Annotated in this window: 13 protein-coding genes; 12 read left to right on the plus strand and 1 reads right to left on the minus strand. The window is 45.0% G+C overall.

All coding sequences use genetic code 11. The features are described 5' to 3' along the window. Positions 1-57: 57 nt before the first annotated feature. The 7 genes from ACGHVY_RS18275 to ACGHVY_RS18305 all read left to right on the plus strand — a co-directional run bounded on the left by ACGHVY_RS18275 (position 58) and on the right by ACGHVY_RS18305 (position 12,011). Positions 58-1,029, plus strand: coding sequence for a FecR family protein (locus ACGHVY_RS18275; protein ID WP_390600512.1), 972 nt, complete (start codon positions 58-60; stop codon positions 1,027-1,029). 183 nt (positions 1,030-1,212) lie between these two features. Next, entirely contained in the window at positions 1,213-4,572 is a 3,360-nt protein-coding gene (locus tag ACGHVY_RS18280; RefSeq protein ID WP_390600515.1) for a SusC/RagA family TonB-linked outer membrane protein, read from the plus strand. Between the two features lie 12 nt (positions 4,573-4,584). Continuing rightward, complete coding sequence (locus ACGHVY_RS18285) at positions 4,585-6,186, plus strand: SusD/RagB family nutrient-binding outer membrane lipoprotein (RefSeq protein WP_308746240.1); 1,602 nt, start codon at positions 4,585-4,587, stop codon at positions 6,184-6,186. Between the two features lie 43 nt (positions 6,187-6,229). After that, complete coding sequence (locus ACGHVY_RS18290) at positions 6,230-7,243, plus strand: glycoside hydrolase family 18 (protein ID WP_308746239.1); 1,014 nt, start codon at positions 6,230-6,232, stop codon at positions 7,241-7,243. A 23-nt stretch (positions 7,244-7,266) separates the two neighbouring features. Continuing rightward, positions 7,267-8,280 carry a BT_3987 domain-containing protein gene (locus tag ACGHVY_RS18295; RefSeq protein WP_390600517.1) on the plus strand — a complete coding sequence of 338 codons (1,014 nt, stop codon included), beginning with the start codon at positions 7,267-7,269 and terminating at the stop codon, positions 8,278-8,280. Between the two features lie 11 nt (positions 8,281-8,291). After that, the gene (locus ACGHVY_RS18300) at positions 8,292-9,506 is read left to right on the plus strand and encodes a DUF1735 and LamG domain-containing protein (RefSeq protein WP_390600520.1); all 1,215 of its coding nucleotides are present in this window, start codon (positions 8,292-8,294) and stop codon (positions 9,504-9,506) included. Positions 9,507-9,659: 153 nt separating this feature from the next. Next, positions 9,660-12,011: a glycoside hydrolase family 3 N-terminal domain-containing protein gene (locus ACGHVY_RS18305; protein ID WP_390600522.1), complete on the plus strand. Its 2,352-nt coding sequence runs from the start codon at positions 9,660-9,662 to the stop codon at positions 12,009-12,011. A gap of 721 nt (positions 12,012-12,732) precedes the next feature. On the opposite strand, the gene ACGHVY_RS18310 is transcribed toward ACGHVY_RS18305, so the two are convergent. Further along, positions 12,733-14,118 carry a sigma-54-dependent transcriptional regulator gene (locus tag ACGHVY_RS18310; protein WP_390600523.1) on the minus strand — a complete coding sequence of 462 codons (1,386 nt, stop codon included), beginning with the start codon at positions 14,116-14,118 and terminating at the stop codon, positions 12,733-12,735. An 87-nt stretch (positions 14,119-14,205) separates the two neighbouring features. Between ACGHVY_RS18310 and ACGHVY_RS18315 the strand changes: the two genes are divergently transcribed. From ACGHVY_RS18315 to ACGHVY_RS18335, 5 genes are all read left to right on the plus strand, one after another. After that, complete coding sequence (locus tag ACGHVY_RS18315; protein ID WP_308746234.1) at positions 14,206-15,045, plus strand: peptidylprolyl isomerase; 840 nt, start codon at positions 14,206-14,208, stop codon at positions 15,043-15,045. A 5-nt stretch (positions 15,046-15,050) separates the two neighbouring features. After that, positions 15,051-16,283 (plus strand): pitrilysin family protein, encoded by a 1,233-nt coding sequence (locus ACGHVY_RS18320; RefSeq protein ID WP_308746233.1) that lies wholly within the window; start codon positions 15,051-15,053, stop codon positions 16,281-16,283. After that, on the plus strand, positions 16,280-17,614 hold the full coding sequence (locus tag ACGHVY_RS18325; protein ID WP_308746232.1) for an MATE family efflux transporter: 1,335 nt from the start codon (positions 16,280-16,282) through the stop codon (positions 17,612-17,614). Before ACGHVY_RS18320 ends, ACGHVY_RS18325 begins: the two co-directional genes overlap by 4 nt. Positions 17,615-17,658: 44 nt before the next feature. After that, entirely contained in the window at positions 17,659-19,980 is a 2,322-nt protein-coding gene (locus ACGHVY_RS18330) for a hybrid sensor histidine kinase/response regulator (protein WP_390600527.1), read from the plus strand. Between the two features lie 115 nt (positions 19,981-20,095). Then, on the plus strand, positions 20,096-24,607 hold the full coding sequence (locus tag ACGHVY_RS18335; protein WP_390600529.1) for a translocation/assembly module TamB domain-containing protein: 4,512 nt from the start codon (positions 20,096-20,098) through the stop codon (positions 24,605-24,607). Position 24,608 lies beyond the last annotated feature (1 nt).

Consider the following 24,608-nt stretch of genomic DNA (forward strand, 5'->3'; position numbering starts at 1 on the left):
CTTAATGAAAGGGGGCAAATACCCCGACTTATAATTGTTTATAAACTATACCTTATCATGGATAAAGAATTACTGTTGAAATATATTTCAGGCAAGGCATCTCAGCAAGAGAAAGAGGAGGTTGCCTCCTGGATTGATGCGGATGCTGCTAATCTTAAAGAGTTCATTTCACTTCGTAAAAGTTACGATACGTTTTTATGGCAGGATACAGAAAGTCTTTCTCGGAAAACGAAAAAGATTTTCTCGTTACGTCCTGTTGCACGGCGGGTATGGCAGATTGCAGCTATGTTTGCGATGGCTTTCGGCTTGAGTTATATAATGATACAGGCTTTCCAAAAAGAAAATGTAGAAATGCAGACAGTTTATGTGCCTGCCGGACAACGTACTCAAGTAACACTTGCTGATGGAACCATGGTGTGGGTGAATGGAAAGAGTACATTAACCTTTCCCAACCGTTTTTCTTCCCATACACGCAAGGTTGAACTTGATGGAGAAGCTTATTTTGATGTTCGGAAAGACCCGGAGAAGCAATTCATTGTTTCCACTGCCCATCAGTCTGCTATAAAGGTATTGGGAACAAAATTTAATGTAAAAGCATACAAGGAAGCAGATGAGGTTATTACAACCTTGGTCGAAGGAAAGGTCAACTTTGAATTCTGCAATGTTGCCCGGCAACCACAATATATCGTGATGGCTCCCGGACAAAAACTAGTCTATAATTCATTGGATGGGCGAACTGAGCTTCATGCAACTTCCGGCGAACGTGAACTTTCATGGAAAGATGGTAAGATCATTTTCCGGCAGACATCTTTGCGGGAGGCTTTGGATATTTTGGCGGACAGATATAATGCAGAATTTACAGTTCGTGAGAATGTGCCTTACGATGATTCATTTTCCGGAACCTTTACCAACCGGAATCTGGAACAGATACTTAATTTTATCAGTGTCTCTTCAAAAGTACGTTGGCGTTATTTGAATAACAATGGAACTGCCGGTAAAGAAAAGATAAAAATAGAGATATTTATTTAGTGCTAGAAAATATAAAACCTTGAAAACCAAAACTTATTGCCATGAAAAACAAAGACCCTTAAAAACAAAAAAAATACGGGACGATATTGGCCGTATCTTCCCGTATGAGCCTCAGTAATTGTGAACTACTTGTTTGCAGACAAGTATAACTACCAATTTTCTAATTAAACTCGTTACAAATCTATGCAAAATTATTGTATCGTCCAATTTCTTGGAGGATTAAAGTCGCTTAGACGAACCTTAAAGGAAATATCGTTGGCTATGAAATTACTATTAATGCTACTCGTTTGTTCTGTCGGGCTTGCCTATGCGTCCGACGGATATGCACAAAGAAATTCTATTTCGTTGAACGTGAAGAATAGTACTATTGAAGAAGTGCTACACACGATTGAACGTGAATCCGGATTCGGCTTTTTTATTAACAGCAAGAATCTGAACCTCAATCGCCGGGTAACGGTTTCAGTATCAGATAAAAATATCTTTCAGGTATTGAAGCAAGTGTTTGAAGGTACAAATATCGAATATAAAGTACTGGATAATCAAATTGTACTGACAGCTAAAGAAACGAAAGTTGCTCAGCAAAAGGCGCAAACCATTAAAGGTACGGTGGTTGATAAAAGTGGTGAACCGCTAATTGGCGTTTCCATTGTGGAAAAAGGAACCACTAATGGAACGGTGACGGATCTTGACGGAAATTATACGCTGACGCTTCAAACAGCCAATCCGATATTAATATTTTCATATGTAGGCTATCAGAAAAAAGAACTGCCTGTTATCGGTTCGGTCTTGAATGTTACTTTGGAAGACGATTCTCAAGTGTTGAACGAAGTGGTGGTTACCGCCCTTGGCATTAAGAAAGAAGCGAAAGCGCTTTCTTATAATGTTCAGGAGGTATCTGCCAATGAAATTGTTGGTGTTAAGGATGCTAACTTCGTAAACAGCTTGTCCGGTAAAATTGCCGGTGTGGTTATCAACTCCAGTTCATCCGGTATAGGTGGCGGAGCGAAGGTGGTGATGCGTGGAGCAAAATCTCTTTCTGGAAATAATAATGCACTGTATGTGATTGACGGTATTCCGATGCCTTCATTGGAAACTACACAGCCGGACGACTTTATGACTGGTATGGGACAGTCCGGTGACGGTGCTTCCATGATTAATCCCGAAGATATTGAAACCATGTCTGTATTAAGTGGTGCCGCAGCTTCTGCACTTTATGGTAGTGATGCCGCCAATGGCGTTATCATGATTACTACGAAGAAAGGTGCGAAAGATAAACTTCGTGTCAGCTATGCTAACAATACCTCGTTCTTTAATCCGTTTGTAACTCCGGAGTTTCAAAATACTTATGGTGCAGTTACAGGCGAACTGAAAAGTTGGGGGCAGAAAATGGGACAACCCAGTAACTATGATCCGTTAGATTTTTATCAGACAGGATGGAATGAAACTAACTCTTTGACTATCAGCAATGGTAATGAGAAGAATCAGACATTCCTTTCTATGGCTGCTACTAATGCAGCGGGCATTGTTCCGAATAATACATTGGATCGTTACAACTTCACTATCCGGAATACAACGAGTATGCTTAATGACCGTTTACGTCTCGACTTGAGTGCTAGTTATATGAATGTGCGCGAACAGAATATGCTATCGCAGGGGCAGTATTTTAATCCGATAGTTCCTGTCTATCTGATGTCGCCGAGCTACAGTCTGGATATGCTTCAACAGTTCGAGATGTATAACGAAACTCGTAACTTCAAAACGCAATATTGGCCGTGGGATAATCAGGGAATTGCTTTGCAGAATCCATATTGGATTGTCAACCGCGACAATTTTATCAATCATAAGAATCGTTTTCTTGTAAGCGGAGGTTTGAATTTTGAAATCACTAAAGGTATCACATTGGGGGCACGTGCCAAAATGGATTATACCTCGGCTCTGTTTGAAAAGAAATATTCGGCATCTACTGATAATATCTTTTGTCAGGACTTTGGCGGATATTATAAAGGCGATGCTTCTACCCGTCAGCTTTATGGTGATGTGATGTTGAATATAGATAAATATTTTGGTGATTTCTCATTAACAGCTACGCTAGGAACCAGCATTCAAGATGTCAACTACCAGTATTTCGATGTCGGTGGTAGTTTGAACTCGGTAGCCAATAGCTTTACAACGCTTAACTTGATGCCGTCTACCGTGAAGTTTCAGCAAGATGGTTATCATGACCAGACGCAATCTATTTTTGCTACCGCACAGTTAGGATGGAAAAGCAAACTTTATTTGGATGTAACAGGGCGTGTTGACTGGTCTTCTGCTTTGGCATGGACTGATACGAAGTCAGTCGCTTATCCATCGGTAGGTTTTTCCGCAATTCTGACAGAACTGTTGCCTATCAAGAACGATGTGCTTACTTTCTTGAAAGTGCGTGGTTCGTATAGTGAGGTAGGAAATGCTCCTACACGTTATATTGCTTATCAGACCTATCCGTATGAGTCGGCTTCTCCCACAACAGCTACTACGTATCCTAACACAGATATTAAGCCGGAGCGTACCAAGGCATGGGAAGTCGGTTTGCAGTCTCATCTTTGGAATGATAAATTGGAGTTGAACGTATCTTTGTATAAGACATCCACCTACAACCAATTGTTCAATCCTTCACTCCCCTCATCTTCCGGTTATTCTTCCATCTATGTCAATGGTGGACAAGTGGATAACAAAGGTATTGAGCTCAGTCTGACATTGAATCAGCCTCTCGGACCGGTGAAATGGAACTCTACGTTCACTTACACTCTCAACCGCAATAAAATTAAAAAGTTGTTGAAGCCGACCACTTTGTCAGGCGGAGAAGTTATCAGCCAAGACATGATGGATTTTGGCGGGCTTGAAATCGTGAAGTCACGTCTTTATGAGGGTGGTTCTGTCGGTGACTTGTATGTGACCGCTCTTCGTACAGATCATCACGGGTATATTGATGTGGATTATGTCAATAATACAGTGGCTATCGACAACAAAGCTGGCAAACTTAAGGATGGTTTGATTTATGCCGGTAATTCTCAAGCCAAATATATGATGGGGTGGCGTAACTCTTTCTCTTGGAAAGGGCTGACATTGAGTTGTTTGGTTAATGCCCGTATCGGTGGTGTGGTTGTTTCGCAGACTCAAGCATTGATGGATGCTTATGGTGTTTCCAAAGCTACTGCTACGGCACGCGATTTAGGATATGTATTGATTGACGGTTATGAAGTGCCAGCCGTACAAAAATATTACAGTATTATGGGTGGTGTAGGCTCGATGTATGTTTACAGTGCAACAAATGTCCGTCTTGCAGAATTATCTCTCGGTTATGACGTTCCTGTTCAAAAGATAATTCCCTGGATTCAGAGTATGAATGTTGCCTTCACCGGACGCAATTTGCTCATGTTCTATTGTAAGGCTCCTTATGATCCTGAGCTGACGGCAAGTACAGGTACACACTTTAGCGGGATGGACTATTTTATGTTGCCGAGCCTGCGTAATTTAGGCTTCTCTGTTAAACTTAATTTCTAAAGAATCGACAAGATGATACAGATATCAAAATATATAAAAGTTGTCAATGGTGCGTTGCTTGCCGGAAGTTTGTTGCTTACAGCCTGCACCAGCCATTTTGAAAGTTGGAATATCAATCCGAATGAGGTGACTCGGGAATGGATGGAACGCGATAACCTTAAAACTGGAGCTTACTTCACACAGATGGAGAGGGGGATTTTTGTGGTAGGCAAGGATAAGGGAGGTTTGTTTGAGGAAACTCAGATGCTGACCGGTGACATATTTGCCAGCTACTTTGCTCCTGTCAAGACGTGGGATTATGCCGGAACAGAAGATAACGACTGTTATAAACTATATCGCCAGTGGTATAATTCACCGTTCAACAACGCTTATACCGAAGTGATGCAGCCGTGGCAAAGCATCGTAGAGAATACCGATGAGGTTTCACCTGCACGTGCTTTGGCTACTATTGTCAAGGTGTTTGGTATGAGTCGTATTACGGATAAGTATGGTCCCATTCCTTATTCTAAGTTTGGTACAAGCATTCATGTGCCTTACGATAGCCAGAAGGATGTGTATTATCGTTTTTTTGAAGAATTGGCAGATGCCATTGATGTTCTTACTGGTTATAACAGTCGTACATCCGAACCTTATATGGAACGTTATGACTATATTTATAATGGTAGAGTGGAGAAGTGGATTAAGTTTGCCAATACACTCCGTCTTCGTTTGGCAATGCGTATCTCTTATGTAGATGAGACAAAAGCCCGGACAGAAATAGAAGCTGCAATCGGTCATAGTATAGGGCTGATGACGTCTGTTGATGATAATGCAGTTTTGAAGCAGTCTGCATCGTTCACTTTCATCAATGAGTGGTGGGAAGCATTTGAAAGTTTTAATGATTTTCGCATGAGTGCTACCATGGATTGTTATTTGAAAGGTTTACAAGATCCACGTTTGGCGTGTTACTTCAAGGGTGCTGTGAAAGACGGGGCATATCATGGAGTCCGGAACGGGCAGACTAGCCGTAATCAGGGAACATTGTCAGAGGCGGCTTCCAGTATGAATGTGGGACAAAATGATAATATACAGTGGATGAGTGCTGCTGAAACTTATTTTCTGTTGGCAGAGGCTAAATTGCGTTTGAACCTAGGGGATAAGACAGTACAGGAATACTATGAAGAAGGTGTGAAAATCTCTTTCTCTTCCAAGGGGGCTACAGGGGTGGATACTTATCTTGCTGATAATGTTAACGTGCCGGCTACTTCTTTCATAGATCCGACAACAGGACGTAGCACTGATGTAAGCCGTATGGTTTCGACCTTGACAGTGAAGTGGGATGACAGTGCTTCTGAAAGTAAGAAACTGGAGCGTATTATGGTACAGAAGTGGATTGCTCTTTTCCCTGACGGGCAGGAGGCATGGAGTGAGATGCGTCGTACGGGTTATCCTGGAATTGTTACTATCAGTTCGAACCGTTCCGGTGGTGAAGTGCCTGAAGGAGAACTCATCAGTCGCTTGAAGTTCCCGACGACAGAGTATTCTGACAATAGCGAGAATACGCAAGCCGCCGTCTCCTTATTGCAGGGTACGGACATTGCCGGTACACGCCTTTGGTGGGATGTAAAAAGGTAACCAGATATATCAATGTAGAACAATCTAACTAAGTAATTAGAATATGAAAACAATGAAATACTTATTGGTCGCGCTAGCTACAGGCATCCTGATGGCTGCCTGTAATACGGACATCGAATCGTTGACCATTCAGCGACCGTTGACTTACGATGACCAGTACTACCAAAACCTGCGCGATTACAAAGCAAGTGACCATGAAATTGCTTTTGGATGGTTTGCGCAGTATGGAGCCCAAAACTCAGCGGCTGTTCGATTTATGGGATTACCCGACAGTCTTGACATTTGTTCTATGTGGGGCGGTATCCCGGCAAAGGAGAATACAGAAATATGGGAAGAAATTCGTTTTGTGCAGAAAGTGAAAGGTACCAAAATGCTTTGTGTGGCAATTACCCGTATTGATGCGGAAACAGATGACCATGCTTTCAAGCAGGCGTACAATGAGGCGAGGGCAATGCCGAATGGTGATGAACGAACTGCAGCACTTAATCGCTCCTTTGAAATGTATGCTGAATATTTCCTCGATCAAGTGTTCCTGAATGACCTTGATGGCTTCGATGCTGACTATGAGCCGGAAGGTGACTTTTTGAGTGGTTCGAATTTTGAGTACTTCTACAAGCATATGGCTAAATATATGGGACCGAATCCGGATATCACTAAAGAAGAACGTCTACAACTCATTGAAGAGCGTTATGGTAAGGAAATAGCTTCGCAAGAAGGCATTTGTGATAAAATGTTGAATATTGACCAGACAAGTACCAGTATGACTAGTCTTGTTCCATATAGTAACTATTGTTTCCTTCAGGCATATAGTGGTGGCACAGGTGCAGGCGGATGGCCTGATGAAAAGGTGGTATATTGCTGTAATATGGGTGACGGCTGGCAAGGTGATATGCAGTCCATGTATAATCAGGCACGTTATAAACCGTCGAATGGCAAACGTAAAGGAGGATTTGGAGCATTCTTTATCCATCGCGACTATAATGTACATGAATACAATCCCGAACCTTATTATCGATTCCGCCAATGTATCCAAATACAGAATCCGGCTATCCATTAATTAACCTTTAATGAAAGATGACAATGAAAAATAGAAAAAAATGTTTTTATATAGGTCTGCTCGCCATTTGTGCGCTCGGTTTTACTGCATGTGGTGACGATGAGACTTACGATGTCTATGGAGATCCGTACAATCGAGTGTACACTTTGGATAATTCACAGGCATACAAGATTGTACAGACTCCCATCAGTACAGTCAGTAATGTAGATTTCACGTGGGAAGCAAAATGCTCGAAGAAAGCGAGTGGAGACATTAAAGTGACGGTAGCGGTTGATAACTCTTTGATTGATACTTATAATGAAGAGCACGGTACCAAGTTTGAAGCTTTACCCGCTGAGGCTATTGTGCTAGAGAATACAGAAATGACTATTCCTGCTGGGGAAATGGTGGTGGCTGACGCTTTACATGTCAAATTGACTGATGACACGAATCTCCTCTCTACCCTTAAGAGTGAAAAAGGATATATTATTCCTTTGCGCCTTGTTTCAGCGGAAGGTGCTAATTCGCAGTTGAGCACTAATATGCTGGCACCTTCTTTCTTGACTATTACGGTGACCGAGGATAATATGAATCATGAAGCTACCCAATATACAGGTACCGGTACATTAGTGGCAGACCAAGCTGGATGGACTGCTACTACCAATGGGACTGTTCAGGCTTGGTATGACCCGATTGAAGCCATTTTTGATGGAAATTATGAAACTTATTGTTCCATTTCTAACCGGTCGGGTGAGCTTTTGCTGGATATTGATATGGGGAAAGCATATTCTTTTGATGGTATCAAAATGACAAGTTCCGGATATGATTATGAAACCTGGACTGAAAAAGAGGTCGGTGTGTTCAGTGCCGGCATGACTGTCAGTACGAGTGATAACGGTACGGATTGGAAGTCGCAAGGTGAAATCGAACGTAATACTGAGGCTTGTGTTTTCTATGCTCCGTTGACTGCCCGATATATTCGTATTTCTGTTCCCAATGCCGGTGGGTGGTATGGTGCCTCTTTGGAATGTGGTGTATTTAATGTTTATGCTAAATAATAATTGGAGTTATGAAGAAATATACGCTCTTATCTTTATTCACCTTGTTGCTTTGTATGTCAGGCTGCAAGACCGAACCAGATTATAGTGATGCTGTTTATATGACTGGTACGCTTACTTCCTCAAATGTGAAATTTCTCGTTGAAGGACAGTCTACCTTAGGTTTGACTGTAACTTCAACAGACAAAACGGATACGGATGTGAAAGTAGGTGTACAGGTGGCTCCTCAGTTGCTTGAGTCTTTTAATGCTTCTACCGGTCGTAACTGCCAGATGCCTCCCGAAGGTAGTTATAGTTTTGAAGGTGGCGAAGTGGTAATCCCTGCCGGACAAAACCAATCTACGCAAATAAAGGTGACCGCCGACGCCGATAAGTTGCAGGAAGGTGTATCTTATTGTCTTCCTGTATCTATAACCTCGGTATCGAATAGTGACTTGAAAGTGATGGAAACTTCCCGCACTGCTTATGTTATGCTGACCAAGGTCATTAATATCAAGGCCGCTTATCTGGCACGTCGGGGATATTTCAATGTTCCTTCGTTCGGTGATCAGGAAAACAGTCCGGTGAAAGCACTCGGACAGATGACGTTGGAGATGAAGGTGCTTCCCGTATCTTTCCCGGTTGGACAGGAAAGAAGTGCCAATGGTATTAGTTCGTTATGTGGATGTGAAGAGAACTTCCTTTTCCGTTTTGGTGATGGTGCCGGTAATCCGGTTAATAAATTGCAGTTTGTGAAAGGTTCCATTGGTTCGGCTTCGCATCCTGATAAGAAAGACCATTATGAATCATGGGTAGAGAAAGAATTTCCTACAGGTCATTGGTTACACTTCGCTGCTGTGTATGACGGTCAGTATCTACGTCTCTATTTGGACGGTGAGCAGATTCACTTCGTAGAGACAAAGAATGGTGGTTCCATAAACTTGAGTATGGCTTATGACGGTCATACTTGGGAGGATACATTCTCTATTGGCCGTTCGGCAGGTAACGCACGCTTCTTTGATGGTTACATCAGTGAGTGCCGTGTATGGAACGTGGCGCGTACATCTGCTCAAATTGAGGATGGCGTTTGCTATGTGGATCCTACGAGCGAAGGATTAATCGCTTATTGGCGTTTTGATGGTGAAACACAAGATGATGGTACGGTGCTTGATATGACAGGGCATGGACATAATGCTGTGCCGGGTGGTACAATTACTTATGTTGACAACCAAAAATGTCCGTTTTAAATAGGATAGAGTAGAAGTTGTTTTTCATCTAAATGAAACCTGCTGTCGAATTAGCTTTGCCACAAGGCGTTGCGGAATGATAGCAGGTTTCTTTTTAAAGACAATTTTAATAATCGAAGAGATAGATTTACCTGATATAAACTGAGGTCATTTATGCTTAATGGAATATGTAAATTACTATTGCTCGCTACAATAGTTATGGAAGGAACTTGCGCTTTTGCACAACTGTCGGCAGAATCCTATAAAAATCCCCGGCTGCCGGTAGAGCAGCGAGTGGCAGACTTGCTTTCCCGTATGACTTTGGAAGAGAAAGTCGGTCAGCTTCTCTGTCCTTTAGGTTGGGAAATGTACGGGATAGAAGGAGAGGCAGTTTTCCCTTCTGACAAGTTCAAACAACTGATAAAGGAACGGCACGCCGGAATGCTTTGGGCAACCTATCGTGCCGACCCGTGGACAAGGAAAACATTAGAAAATGGTCTGAATCCCGCGTTGGCAGCCAAAGCCGGAAACTCCTTGCAGAAATACGTAATGGAGAATACCCGTTTGGGGATTCCCTTGTTTTTGGCAGAAGAAGCGCCGCATGGTCATATGGCAATCGGGACAACTGTCTTTCCTACGGGGATCGGAATGGCTGCCACCTGGTCACCTCAATTAATAAACGAAGTAGGAAAAACGATAGGAAAAGAAGTACGGCTTCAAGGCGGACACATCAGCTACGGGCCTGTGCTCGATCTTACCCGTGACCCGCGTTGGTCACGGGTGGAAGAGACGTTTGGAGAAGACCCTGTGCTGACCGGCACAATGGGGAAAGCAATGGTCGAAGGACTGGGTGGTGGAAATCTCTCCCAGCCATACAGCACATTGGCTACGTTGAAGCATTTTCTGGCTTACGGTATCTCGGAGAGCGGACAGAACGGAAATCCCTCTTTGGTCGGAATACGTGAACTGCACGAAAATTTTCTTCCCCCGTTTCGTCGGGCAATTGATGCCGGAGCCTTGTCTGTCATGACTTCTTATAATTCTATGGATGGTATCCCTTGCACTGCAAACCACTATTTACTGACCCGACTTTTGCGGAACGAATGGAAATTCAAAGGATTTGTCGTTTCGGATTTATATAGCATTGAAGGTATCCATCAAAGCCATTTTGTTGCACCCACTATGGAAGAGGCGGCTATTCTTGCATTATCGGCAGGAGTAGATGTAGACCTTGGGGGGGATGCATACATGAACATAATAAATGCTGTAAATACCGGTCGGATCAGTAATGCTATGCTTGATGCATCTGTCGCCTGTGTTCTCCGGTTAAAGTTTGAAATGGGATTGTTTGAGAATCCTTATACAGACCCTGAAAAGGCGAAGAAAGAAGTGCGGAATAACGCGCATATTACTTTGGCGCGTAGAGTAGCGCAAGCCTCGGTCACTCTGTTGAAGAACGAGCATTCATTGCTTCCGTTAAATAAAGATATCTCTAGAATAGCCTTGGTTGGTCCTAATGCCGATAACCGCTATAATATGTTAGGAGATTATACAGCTCCGCAGGAAGAAGAAAATGTAAAAACTGTATTGGATGGAATCTGTGCTAAACTTTCCCCTACGCAGGTAGAATACGTGAAAGGGTGTGCTGTCCGTGATACAACGACATCGAATCTTGAGCAGGCTGTTGCTGCCGCCCGGCGTTCCGAAGTTATTATTGCCGTAGTAGGTGGTTCCAGTGCCCGTGATTTCAAAACCAGTTACAAAGAAACGGGTGCGGCAATTGCGGATGAAAAGACGGTTAGCGATATGGAATGTGGTGAAGGGTTTGACCGCACGACGCTTTCTTTATTAGGAAAACAGCAAGAATTACTCAAAGCCTTGAAGGCTACGGGAAAACCGTTGGTCGTTGTTTATATCGAAGGTCGTCCTTTGGATAAAAACTGGGCTTCTGAAAATGCCGATGCCTTGTTGACAGCTTATTATCCGGGACAGGAAGGTGGAAATGCTATTGCCGATGTTCTATTCGGAGATTATAATCCGGCAGGAAGATTACCGATAACGGTTCCTCGTTCGGTAGGGCAAATTCCGATATATTACAATAAGAAAGCCCCCCAAAAACATGATTATGTAGAACTGTCCGCTTCTCCGCTTTATCCTTTCGGATATGGTCTGAGTTATACAACTTTTGAATACTCGGATTTGTATCTGTCAGCCATTACCCCTCATTCTTTTGAAGTTTCATTCAAAGTCAGGAATACAGGTGAATGTGATGGCGAAGAAGTAGCACAGCTTTATTTGAGGGATGAATACGCTTCGGTAGTGCAACCGCTAAAACAGTTGAAACACTTCGAACGCTTTTATTTGAAACGTGGCGAAATGAAAGAAGTGAAGTTTATTTTATCTGAAAGTGATTTTGCACTAATAGACCGGGATTTGAAAACAGTAGTGGAACCGGGTACTTTTCAGATAATGGTAGGAGCTTCTTCCGATGATATCAGATTGCAGACAAAAGTGGAAATAAAATAGGATATTTATCTTTCATATAGAGAAAAGGGCATTGAAGAGTTTTAGGAAGCTAGAATGCCGTATCAGAAGTTTGTTCCTTTCTGCGCGGAAATGAACTAAATATCTCTTCATATAAAATGAAACAGTGAAAAACATCTGCCATCTGCAACAAAATTGAGATAATATATTAATTAATAGATTATTGCAGCGTTGCAGATACCGTTGCAGATGGTTGCAGATACCTAGCTATCTGCAACACTTTGTATGCCGATAGAAAACTGTCTTTTAAGAGCAAGGCAACAGTACATATAGCTAAACATTAGCCTCCGTTTCTATACATGGAAACTTCAGTATCCCTACGTGGAAACTCCAGTATCTATATGCAGAAACTCTCGTTTCTATGCTTGGAAACGAGAGTTTCCAGCCTGGGAACGGGAGTTCCAACGTAGGGAACTGTTATTTCTTAAGTAGACACTGACGGGATGACCGATACGGCTCGTTTATAGTGTTGCAGATACCTGGGTATCTGCAACCATCTGCAACAGCATCTGCAACGCTGTAACTGTCTATTAAATAATATATTATCTCAATTTTGTTGCAGGTGGCAGATGTTTTTCACTTTTTCATTTTATAAGGAAGGTTATTTTGCTCAAAACCGTACGGGAAATGAACTGAATGGGGATTTACCGAAGTGTACCAGGTAGCTTGAGTATTCAGTATACTATACGTTTAGATTCAAAACTTACAAATCAATATTATATAACTTCAACTTATTATATAAAGTCTTCCGGTCAATATCCAATAACTGCGCCGCCTTGCTCTTATTATTTCCGGTTTGGCGCAATGCTTCCAGAATATGTTCTTTTTCAGTCTCTTCATTGCGAAGAGCCATACTTGTGGTGCTCGTTGCCGGAGCTTCGAACAATTCGGTGCCCAGTTCCAATAACGTAATAAAACTCCCTTGTGCCAATAAAGTCGCTCTTTTGACGATATTCTTCATCTGCCGTAAATTTCCCGGCCAGTGATAACTCATCAAAGCCTGTGATGCTTTGGCGTCAAAACCAATCAGATGCTTGTCCAGTTCCTTGTTGGCCTGGTCGAGGAAGAAGTTGGCGAAGAGCAGAATATCCTCTTTCCGTTCTTTCAAATCAGGCATCCGCAACGTGAATTCATTGATGCGGTGATAAAGATCCTCGCGGAACGTTCCCTTTTCAATCGCTTGATCCAGATTCTCGTTGGTTGCGGATACGAGACGGATATCTACGGAAATTTCCTGTGTAGATCCCACCGGACGTATCTTTCTCTCTTGCAGGGCACGGAGCAGTTGGATCTGCACCTCATAGCTGAGATTTCCAATCTCATCCAAAAAGATAGTGCCGCCGTTGGCAGCGACGAAAGCTCCCGTCTTATCTGTTAGTGCACCTGTGAAAGAACCTTTCACATGACCGAAAAACTCGGAAGCAGCCAACTCTTTGGGGATAGAACCGCAATCTACCGCAATAAACGGCTTGTCGCTTCTTTTACTGAGCTGATGGATACGATGCGCCACATATTCTTTTCCCGTCCCGCTGGAACCGTTGATAAGCACAGACATATTGGTCGGTGCCACTAAACCTACATAATTGTAAAGCTGCTTGGCAGCATCACTTTCTCCTTCCAGATAAGAGCGGTGGTAGGCTTCGGAAGTTTCTTGTGATAAATCGGAAGTACTTCTTTTAGGATGAGAAGAATTCCTGACCGTAGAGTGAGTGGTAACCGGGCTGTCTTCACTCTGCAAAGCCTCGGATATCTTCTTCAGCAACTCTTCCGGATTCACGGGTTTGGCAATATAATCCCGTGCTCCGAGTTTCATCGCCAGCACAGCCGACTGGATATCCGCATACCCTGTCATGATAATCAGAGGGATATTCATCCCCCGTTCATTCATCCATTTCAATAAATCGATACCCTCGTAATCGGGCAACCGCAAGTCAGATAATACCAAGTCAACAGCCTGACTTTCGATATGCTTCCGGGCACGCGCAATATTACTCACAGATGACACTTCGAACCCCTTCTTGCCTAACCAGGTTTTGAGCATCATTCCAAAAGTTATATCATCTTCAACTATTAATATGGCTTTCATCATGTCGGGTTTTGATTCTTTTAAGTCACAAAGGTAAGATGATTTAGGTGAAAGTGGTATATTTGCAAACTTAAATTAAATAAAAGCGTTATGAAAAAGATTGTATTGATATTATTAACCATATCGTTTTGCGGATTAATTTCCTGCAAGACCGGAACAAAAAAAGGAGGAGACATGGATAAAGAGACATTGGTAAAGATTGAAACGACTGCCGGAGACATCAAAGTGAAGTTGTACAATGAGACACCCAAGCATCGTGATAATTTTATCAAACTGGTGAAAGACGGAATGTATGAAGGTACGCTGTTTCATCGTGTCATCAAAGACTTTATGATTCAGGCAGGCGACCCGGACTCGAAGAATGCGCCGAAGGGGAAAATGCTGGGTGCGGGAGATGTAGGCTATACCATTCCGGCAGAATTTGTATATCCGAAGTATTTCCATAAGAAAGGTGCTCTGTCGGCAGCCCGCCAGGGAGATAATGTGAACCCGAAGAAAGAATCTTCCGGTTGCCAGTTCTATATCGTGACAGGTAAGGTGTACAATGATTCTACATTGCTTGGCATGGAAAGCCAGATGAATGAAAATAAAATCAATGTTATTTTCAACAGCCTGGCGCAGAAGCACATGAAGGAAATCTATAAGATGCGTAAGGCGAACGACGAGAACGGGCTTTATGACTTGCAGGAGAAGTTGTTTGCTGAGGCGCAGGATTTGGCGGCTAAGGAACCGGAATTCCACTTCACGCCCGAACAGATTGAAGCATATACTACCGTAGGCGGCACACCGCATCTGGACGGTGAATATACCGTATTCGGCGAAGTTGTGGAAGGTATGGACGTTGTAGATAAAATCCAGCAGGTAAAAACAGACCGCAGTGACCGTCCCGAAGAAGATGTGAAGATAATAAAAGCGACAATACTTGACTAAATGATATGAAAATCAACAGGCACATTCTTGACAATGGGTTGCGTCTGGTGCATTCGCAGGACGAAAGTACGCAGATGGTGGCTCTTAATATATTATATAATGTGGGAGCTCGTGACGAACATCCCGAACATACCGGCTTTGCCCATCTCTTCGAACATTTGATGTTCGGCGGCTCGGTGAATATCCCCGATTATGATATGCCGCTTCAACTGGCGGGTGGAGAGAATAATGCCTGGACGAACAATGATATTACCAATTACTACCTCACTGTACCCCGTCAGAACGTGGAAACCGGCTTTTGGCTCGAATCCGACCGTATGCTGAGTCTTGATTTCAGCGAGCGGAGTCTGGAGGTACAGCGGGGAGTGGTAATGGAAGAATTCAAGCAACGCTGCCTGAACCAGCCATATGGAGACGTTGGACATCTTCTCCGTCCCCTGGCTTATCAGAAGCATCCCTATCAATGGCCTACCATCGGAAAAGAACTGTCGCATATCGCCAACGCGACATTGGAAGAAGTAAAAGCATTCTTCTTCCGTTTTTACGCTCCGAATAATGCTATTCTGTCCGTGACCGGTAATATTACTTTTGAAGAAGCTGTAGAACTGACGGAGAAATGGTTCGGACCTATTCCCCGTCGGGAAGTACCCCGGCGGAATCTGCCTCAAGAACCGCAACAGACAGAAGAACGTCGGCTGACGGTAGAACGGAATGTTCCCCTCGACGCTCTGTTCATGGGGTATCATATGTGTGACCATCGCCATCCGGATTATTACGCCTTTGATATTCTGTCGGATATACTGAGCAACGGTCGTTCCAGTCGTTTGAACCAGCGTCTTGTACAAGAACGGCAACTCTTTTCGAGCATAGACGCTTATATCTCCGGCAGCGTAGATGCAGGGTTGTTTCATATTGCCGGAAAACCATCGGCAGGCGTTACTTTGGAACAGGCCGAAGCTGCCGTTCGTGAAGAACTGAATCGTCTGCAGCAGGAACTTGTCAGCGAACAGGAACTGGAAAAAGTAAAAAACAAATTTGAGTCTACCCAGATATTCGGTAACATTAATTATCTGAATGTGGCAACCAACCTTGCCTGGTTCGAACTGTTGGGACGGGCCGAAGATATGGAAAAGGAAGTAGACCGTTACCGTTCCGTCACGGCCGGACAGTTGCAGACCGTAGCCCAATCGGCTTTCCGGAAAGAGAACGGAGTTGTACTCTATTATAAAAGTAAATGAGGAATATTTATAGAACTTACAGAGAGCATTACAAAGCACTGATTTATCTCGGATTACCTATTGTCATCGGACAGATAGGTGTTATTGTACTCGGATTTGCCGATACATTAATGATTGGGCATCATAGTACGGTAGAGCTGGGCGCGGCATCTTTTGTGAATAATGTGTTCAATCTAGCCATTATTTTCAGTACCGGATTCTCGTACGGGCTGACACCCATTGTAGGTGGTCTGTACGGCACCCGTCAATACGCCTCTGCCGGACAAGCCTTGCGTAACAGCCTGTTGGCAAATCTGATGGTCGCCTTCCTGCTGACCGTCTGCATGACTGTTCTCTTTTTGAACATAGAGCGTCTCGGACAACCGGCTGAATTGATTCCCCTGATAAAACCTTACTACCTGGTGTTGCTTGCTTCCCTGGTGTTTGTCATGCTTTTTAATGGATTCAAACAATTTACGGACGGAATCACGGATACCAAAACAGCTATGTGGATACTGCTCGGTGGAAATGTCCTGAACATCATCGGCAACTATATCCTGATTTACGGAAAACTCGGCTTACCCGAACTGGGCTTGTTGGGGGCGGGTGTCAGTACCCTGTTCTCACGTATCGTGATGGTAATTGTATTTATCATCATCTTTGCGCGCAGCTCGCGTTTCATCCGTTATAAAGTCGGTTTTCTCCGGCTGGGGTGGTCACGTGCCATCTTTGGCCGCTTGAACGGGCTCGGATGGCCGGTTGCTTTTCAGATGGGAATGGAAACGGCCTCTTTCAGTCTGAGTGCCATAATGATTGGTTGGCTGGGTACGATTGCTTTGGCTTCCCATCAGGTCATGCTGGCAATTTCTCAATTCACCTTTATGATGTATTACGGGATGGGCGCTGCGGTAGCAGTCCGTGTCAGCAACTTCAAAGGGCAGGATGATACAGTTAATGTACGCCGTTCCGCCTATGCCGGTTTTCATTTGATGATGACATTGGGCGTGGTACTTTCCTTTATCGTTTTTCTTTGTCGCAATCACTTGGGAAGTTGGTTTACCGACAGCCCAGAGGTGGCAGCTATGGTAACTTCGCTTATTTTCCCTTTCCTCGTCTATCAGTTTGGCGACGGATTGCAGATAACTTTTGCCAACGCTTTGCGTGGAATATCGGATGTAAAACTGATGATGGTCATCGCCTTTATAGCTTACTTTATCATCTCCCTTCCCGTAGGTTACTTCTGCGGTTTCGTAATGGACTGGGGTGTGGTAGGTGTCTGGATGGCGTTCCCTTTCGGACTGACAAGTGCAGGATTAATGCTTTGGTGGCGTTTCCACTACATGACGAAATAAGATAATTCTGTAATCATACTAATATATAACCCAGTGACAAAACCATGGCTTCCTATCGTTTCACAAAGCTGAAAGTAACCATCGGTTACACGTTATTACTTGCGATTCTTCTCTTTTCTCTCGTGTTTGTGCATCATGAGATGGAGACACTCTCGGCTGCCGATGACCAGCAGAATCTGCGGACAGACAGCCTGCTGACTCTGATTCATGAAAAAGACCAGAATACTATCCAGATGCTCCGCGTGCTGAGTGAAGCGAATGACAGCCTGCTTTCCGCTTCGGAGATTGAAGAGATTATTTCCGAACAGGATTCCGTTATAACCCATCAGCGGGTGCAACACCGGGTTATCACCAAGCGCGACTCCCTGCTGACCACTCCCAGAAAGAAAGGCTTTTTCAAGCGACTGGCAGAAGTGTTTGCTCCTTCCAGGCAGGATAGTGCCGTGTTGGTCAATACTTCTTTGGAAGTTGCTACGGATACCATTTTGGAGCCCGCCGCTTCCAAAGATTCCCTTCAGCAAAAGATTCGCATGGCTACCGAGGAAAAACGGTTGCAGCGACGAAGAACAATCCGGCGCACCAGCACGAAATACCAGCGTATGAACTCGCAGTTGACGGCAAGAATGGATAGCCTGATAAAGCAATACGAAGAAGAAATGACCTTGCGTGCCCGCCAGGATGCCGAGATGCAGCAGGAAGTAAGGATGCGCTCCGCACGCACCATTGCCGGAATAGCTATCGGTGCGGTCTTGTTGTCTGTCTTTTTCCTGATATTGATAGTACGTGACATCTCCCGCAGCAACCGTTACCGCCGGCAGTTGGAAGAAGCGAACAAACGGGCGGAAGATTTGCTCGTCGCCCGTGAAAAGCTGATGCTCGCCATCACTCACGACTTTAAGGCACCGCTAGGCTCCATCATGGGCTATACCGAACTGCTGTCACGCCTGACCGAGGACGAACGTCAACGTTTCTACCTGGACAATATGAAGAGTTCATCGGAACATCTCCTGAAACTGGTCAGTGACTTGCTCGATTTCCACCGGCTCGACCTTAATAAAGCGGAAGTGAACCGTGTCACTTTCAATCCTTCGCAGTTGTTTGAAGAAATCTATGTCAGCTTTGAACCGTTGACTGCCGCCAAAGGCTTGACTTTGCAGTGCCGTGTCGCTCCGGAATTAAATGGAAAATACATCAGCGACCCTTTGCGACTTCGGCAAATCGTAAACAATCTTGTATCTAACGCCGTGAAGTTTACCCAAAAAGGCGAGATTACGCTGACAGCTACTTATGTCGCTTCTAAACTGACGATAGCCATTGCAGATACCGGAAAAGGCATGGCTGCGGAAGACAGCGGACGTATCTTCCAGGAATTTACCCGTTTGTCCGGTGCGCAGGGGGAAGAAGGCTTCGGCTTGGGATTATCCATTGTGAAGAAATTGGTCGTTCTGCTTGAGGGCACGATTGATGTACAAAGCAAACTGGGAGAGGGAAGTTGCTTTACAGTCGTTCTTCCCCTTTATCCGGTAGGCGAATCCGGCATGGAAAGTAAATCATCGTCAGAAAAGGAAGTTGCGGATATGGACGAAGCAGTAACTGCCATTCCTGTGATGAAAGTAATCCGTGTCCTCTTGATTGACGATGACAAAATCCAACTCAGCCTGACGGCAGCCATGTTGAAACAACACGGCATTGATGCAGTATGCTGCGAGCAGCTCGAAGAACTTATCGAACAGCTCCGCACTTCTGTTTTTGATGTCCTGCTGACGGATATACAAATGCCGGCTATCAACGGCTTCGATTTGGTAAAACTTTTGCGTGCTTCCAACATTCCGCAGGCAAAGACCATCCCTGTGATTGCCGTGACCGCCCGCAGCGAAATGGACAAAGCCGCCTTGCACGAGCATGGCTTTGCCGGATGTCTGCATAAGCCATTTACAGTGAAAGAATTACTGCTGACAGTCAACGAAGGACAACTTTCGGCCGATGAGGCCCATATCACTGAAGATATGGGAAACACCGGAATAAACTTTTCCGCCCTTACCGCCTATTCCGAAGATGACCCGGAAGCGGCATATTCTATCATTCAGACCTTTGTCGAGGAAACCAAGAAGAACATCGGACGGATGCAGCAGGCTTTAGTGGATAAAGATACGGACGGTATAGCTGCTATGGCGCATAAACTGCTCCCTCTTTTCACACTGATAGGTGCATCGGATGCAATAGCCCCCTTAAAATATCTGGAATCCTGTCGTGGAGAATCTTTTTCGAGCGAGATAGGTGATACAACATCGGTCACACTGGCAACTGTTTGTACTATAATCAGCGAAGCGGAAAATTATTTGGTATCGATGAAAAATGTCGATTAGGCAGAAATATTATACTCCTTAGCCGGGCATCGTATCTTTCTTGCCATTATCCAAACCTTTTCTCAAAATAAATTGTTTACTTTGTGTCACCTAATTTACACTGGCACATTTTTACATGAAACGAAAATGGATACGATGGGTAAGCTGGATACTGCTTACTCCCATAACACTCTTTGTAATACTAATGGTATTGCTTTATGTTCCGCCCGTACAGAATCTTCTGCGTCGGGAAGTAACAGCTTATGCTTCAAAAGCAACCGGCATGCAGATCCAGGTGGAACGGATAGACCTTCGTTTTCCGCTCAATTTGTTGGTTCGCGGCGTAGAAGTGATTCAGCAGCCGGACACGTTATTGTCTTTGGGGAGTCTGAACGTACGCGTGCAGGCGTGGCCGTTACTCAAAGGAAAAGTAGAAGTCGACGAAGTAGCCTTGGACCAGGTGGCGGTCAACTCTGCCGGTATGATAGAGGGGATGAAGATAAAAGGTGTCTTAGGACATTTCTTCTTGCAAAGCCACGGCGTTGACCTGTCCAACGAAATAGCGGTCATTAATCATGTGGAACTCTCCGACACTCACGTGCAACTGCTGATGAACGACACCACGACTACTCCCAAGGATACCACCGCTTCCGCTCCCGTAAACTGGAAAGTAGACCTTCATCAACTGAAACTGAAAAATGTATCGTTCAGTATGCAGCTTCCTGCCGACTCTATGCGGATGGCGGCCCATATCGGTGAAGCAGCTATCGACAACGCCCAAGCCGACCTGAAAAATCAGTTCTACGGCTTGAAGAAGTTCCTTTTGTCGGGCACTTCCGCCAGCTATGATACCGGAGCAGCCCAACCTGCCGAAGGTTTCGACGCTTCGCATATTGCTGTCCGTGATGTCCGCATCGGTCTGGACTCCTTATTATATAAAGGCAGGGATATGAATGCCGTCATCCGGGAGTTCGCCATGAACGAGCGTTCGGGATTAAGTATCACCTCACTGACAGGCCGGGCATTCTCCAACGATTCAATCATCAGTGTTCCCGGTTTGAAATTGCAGACCCCTCACTCCGAAATGGATTTATCCGCCCATACTTATTGGGAACTTGTCAATATCCCGACCACAGGACGTTTGTCCGCCAGTTTGAATGCTTATATCGGCAAAGAGGACGTCATGCTGTTCACAGGCGGACTGCCGGATAGTTTCAAAGAGGCTTATCCTTTCCGTCCGCTCGTTATCCGTGCCGGTACGGACGGTAACTTGAAAGAAATGCAGATTTCCCGCTTTACGGTAGACCTGCCGGGTGCCTTCTCTTTGCAGGGCGGCGGTATTCTTGAAAACCTGGCTGACAGCCTGACACGCTCCGGAACTATCGGTCTGGACATGACTACTCAGAATCTGAACTTTCTGACTGCCTTGTCGGGAGAAGCGCCCAACGGTACTATCGTAATTCCCGACAGTATGAACCTGAAAGCCCGTATCGACCTGAAAGGTCCCGAATACAAGGCTAATCTTCGCTTGAAACAGGGACAAGGTGCTATGGGCGTGAATGCCGAACTCAACACCTCTACCGAAGTTTATGCTGCCGACTTGAAGATTGACAATCTCCAACTCCATAATTTTCTTCCGAAAGACTCTATTTATGAACTTTCTCTTTCGGTGGATGCCAAAGGCCGCGGGCTGGATGTGATGTCTTTGCATTCTTATGCTAAGCTGAATCTGACTTTAGACCAGCTTCACTATGCCCGATATCATCTTTCCAACGTCAACCTGACAGGGGCATTGAAAGGTGCATTGGTGACAGCCAATCTGACCAGTGACAATGAGCTGTTGAAGATGACAACGGATGCCGAATACAATTTGGCGCACAGTTATCCCGACGGAAAAGTGACGGTTGACGTCACTCAGCTCGACCTGCATGAACTGGGCTTGATGCCCGAACCGATGAAGCGTCCGCTTGCTTTCAATCTTTCTGCCGAGGCTCGTCAGAACCGGGTGTTTACCCATCTTACTTCCGGTGATATGAAACTCAACCTGAGCGCACGTTCCGGCGTTAATCCTTTGATTAGTCAGTCTACCCGTTTCGTGGATGTCCTGATGAAGCAGATTGATGAGAAAGCCTTGAATCATGCCGAATTGCGTGAAGCGTTGCCGACGGCTATCTTGTCTTTCTCCGCAGGAAAAGAGAATCCGTTAGCTTATTTCCTGGCTACTAAGAATATTGCCTATCACGATGTTGCCATGAAATTCGGCACGGCTCCCGATTGGGGTATCAACGGGAAAGCGGCGGTTCATGCGTTGAAGGTAGACACATTGCAACTGGATACGGTTTTCTTCACCGTCAAACAGGATACTACACTTATGAAGTTGCGTGCCGGAGTGATAAACGGGCCTAAGAACCCGCAATTCTCCTTCTCCACTACCTTGTCGGGAGAGATTCGCGACCGTGATGCGGAATTGCTGGTAGATTATAAAAACGGTAAAGGAGAAACCGGTGTATTGTTGGGCGTAAATGCCCGTCCTCTGTTTGAAGGGCATGGCAAGGGCAACGGAATAGCTTTCACGCTGATTCCGGAGAATCCGGTTATCGCTTTCCAAAAGTTCCATTTCAACGAGAATCATAACTGGATTTACCTGCATAAGAATATGCGTGTATATGCCAATGTGGATATGTGGGACGAGGAAGGAATGGGATTCAGGGTGCATTCCGTGCCGGGCGACACGGTGTCTTTGCAGAATATAGATGTCGAAATACGTAGAATCCGTCTGCAAGAGCTAACGAGTGTATTGCCTTATTTCCCCGAAATAACCGGATTGTTCTCGCTGGAAGCTCATTATGTACAGACGGAAAAAGACTTACAACTCTCGGCTGAAGCGTCTATTGACGAACTGACTTACGAACGTCAGCGTATCGGTGACGTGGCGTTGGGGGCTACCTGGCTGCCGGGGGAACAGGGAAAACAATACTTGAATGCTTATCTGAATCACGACCAGGTGGAAGTGTTGGTTGCGGATGGAAAACTACTTCCCACCCGGACTGGCAAGGACAGCCTGGAGGTGAATACGATATTGGAGCATTTCCCGCTTCGGGTAGCCAATGTCTTTATTCCCGACCAGATAGTCACCTTATCCGGTGATATGGACGGGAACCTGAATATAACGGGCAGCACCGAACAGCCTTTGATAAACGGCGAATTGGTATTGGATAGTGTCGCTGTCCTTTCCCGCCAGTATGGTGCGCGTTTTATATTGGATAACCGTCCTGTACAGATTAAGAGTAACCGGCTGGAATTTGATAAATTTGCAATTTATACTACATCGAAGAATCCGTTTACGATTGATGGCTACGTAGATTTCCGCGATATGAGCCGTCCGATGGCGAATCTGAATATGCTGGCGCAGAACTATACACTGCTGGATGCCAAACGTACCCGGGAAAGTTTGGTTTACGGTAAGGTATTTGCCGACTTACGGGCGACGGTGAAAGGGCCTTTGGACGGACTGAATATGCGTGGAAACGTGAGTCTGTTAGGGAATACCGACGTCTCATATGTCCTGACCGACTCACCGCTGACGGTGCAGGACAGATTAGGAAGTCTGGTGACTTTTACCTCATTCAGCGATACTACGACTGTTGTCCGGCAAGAGGTACCGACCGTCTCTTTAGGCGGACTGGATATGGTAATGATGGTTCATATCGACCCGTCTGTCCGGGTGAAAGTTGATTTGGATACAAGCAATGACAATCGTGTGGAACTGGAAGGCGGTGGTGACCTCTCCATGAAATATACTCCGCAGGGTGACTTGAGTCTGACCGGCCGCTATACATTAAGTGGCGGTTTGATGAAGTATGCCTTACCGGTGATTGCGGCGAAGGAATTTGCCATTGATAACGGCAGCTATGTGGAATGGACGGGAAATCCGATGAATCCGATGTTGAACTTCAAAGCGACCGACCGTATCCGGGCATCCGTGTCCGAAGGGGAGAACGGAGGAAGTCGCATGGTCAACTTCGATGTGTCTATTGTAGTCAAGAACCGCTTGGATAATCTTTCGTTCGCGTTTGATGTATCGGCTCCCGAAGACGCGACCGTACAAAACGAATTGACCGCTATGGGGGCGGAAGAACGCGGTAAACAGGCTTTGTATATCATGGTGATGAAAACTTATCTCGGCACCGGACCGATTGGCGGAGGTGGCGGTGGACTCGGCAGTCTGAACATGGGTTCTGCCTTGACTTCCGTATTGAGTAGTCAGATAAATTCACTGATGGGGAACTTGAAGAATGCGAGCCTCTCTGTCGGTGTCGAAGACCACGATGACTCGGAGACCGGCAGCAAACGGACGGATTATAGTTTCCGTTATTCGCAGCGTCTTTTCAACAACCGCTTCCAGATTGTAATCGGTGGCAAGGTTTCTCAAGGTGAGAATGCGACAAATGATGCCGAATCCTTCATTGACAACATTTCTTTGGAATATCGTCTGGACAGGACCGGAACCCGTTATATCCGGTTGTTCTATGACAAGAATTATGAGAGTGTACTCGAAGGCGAGATTACGGAAACCGGAGTCGGTATAGTGCTTCGCAAGAAGCTGGACAAACTGAGTGAACTGTTCATCTTTAAGAAAAAGAAGTAAG

Source organism: Bacteroides sp. f07, assembly GCF_042854785.1.
GTDB lineage: Bacteria > Bacteroidota > Bacteroidia > Bacteroidales > Bacteroidaceae > Bacteroides.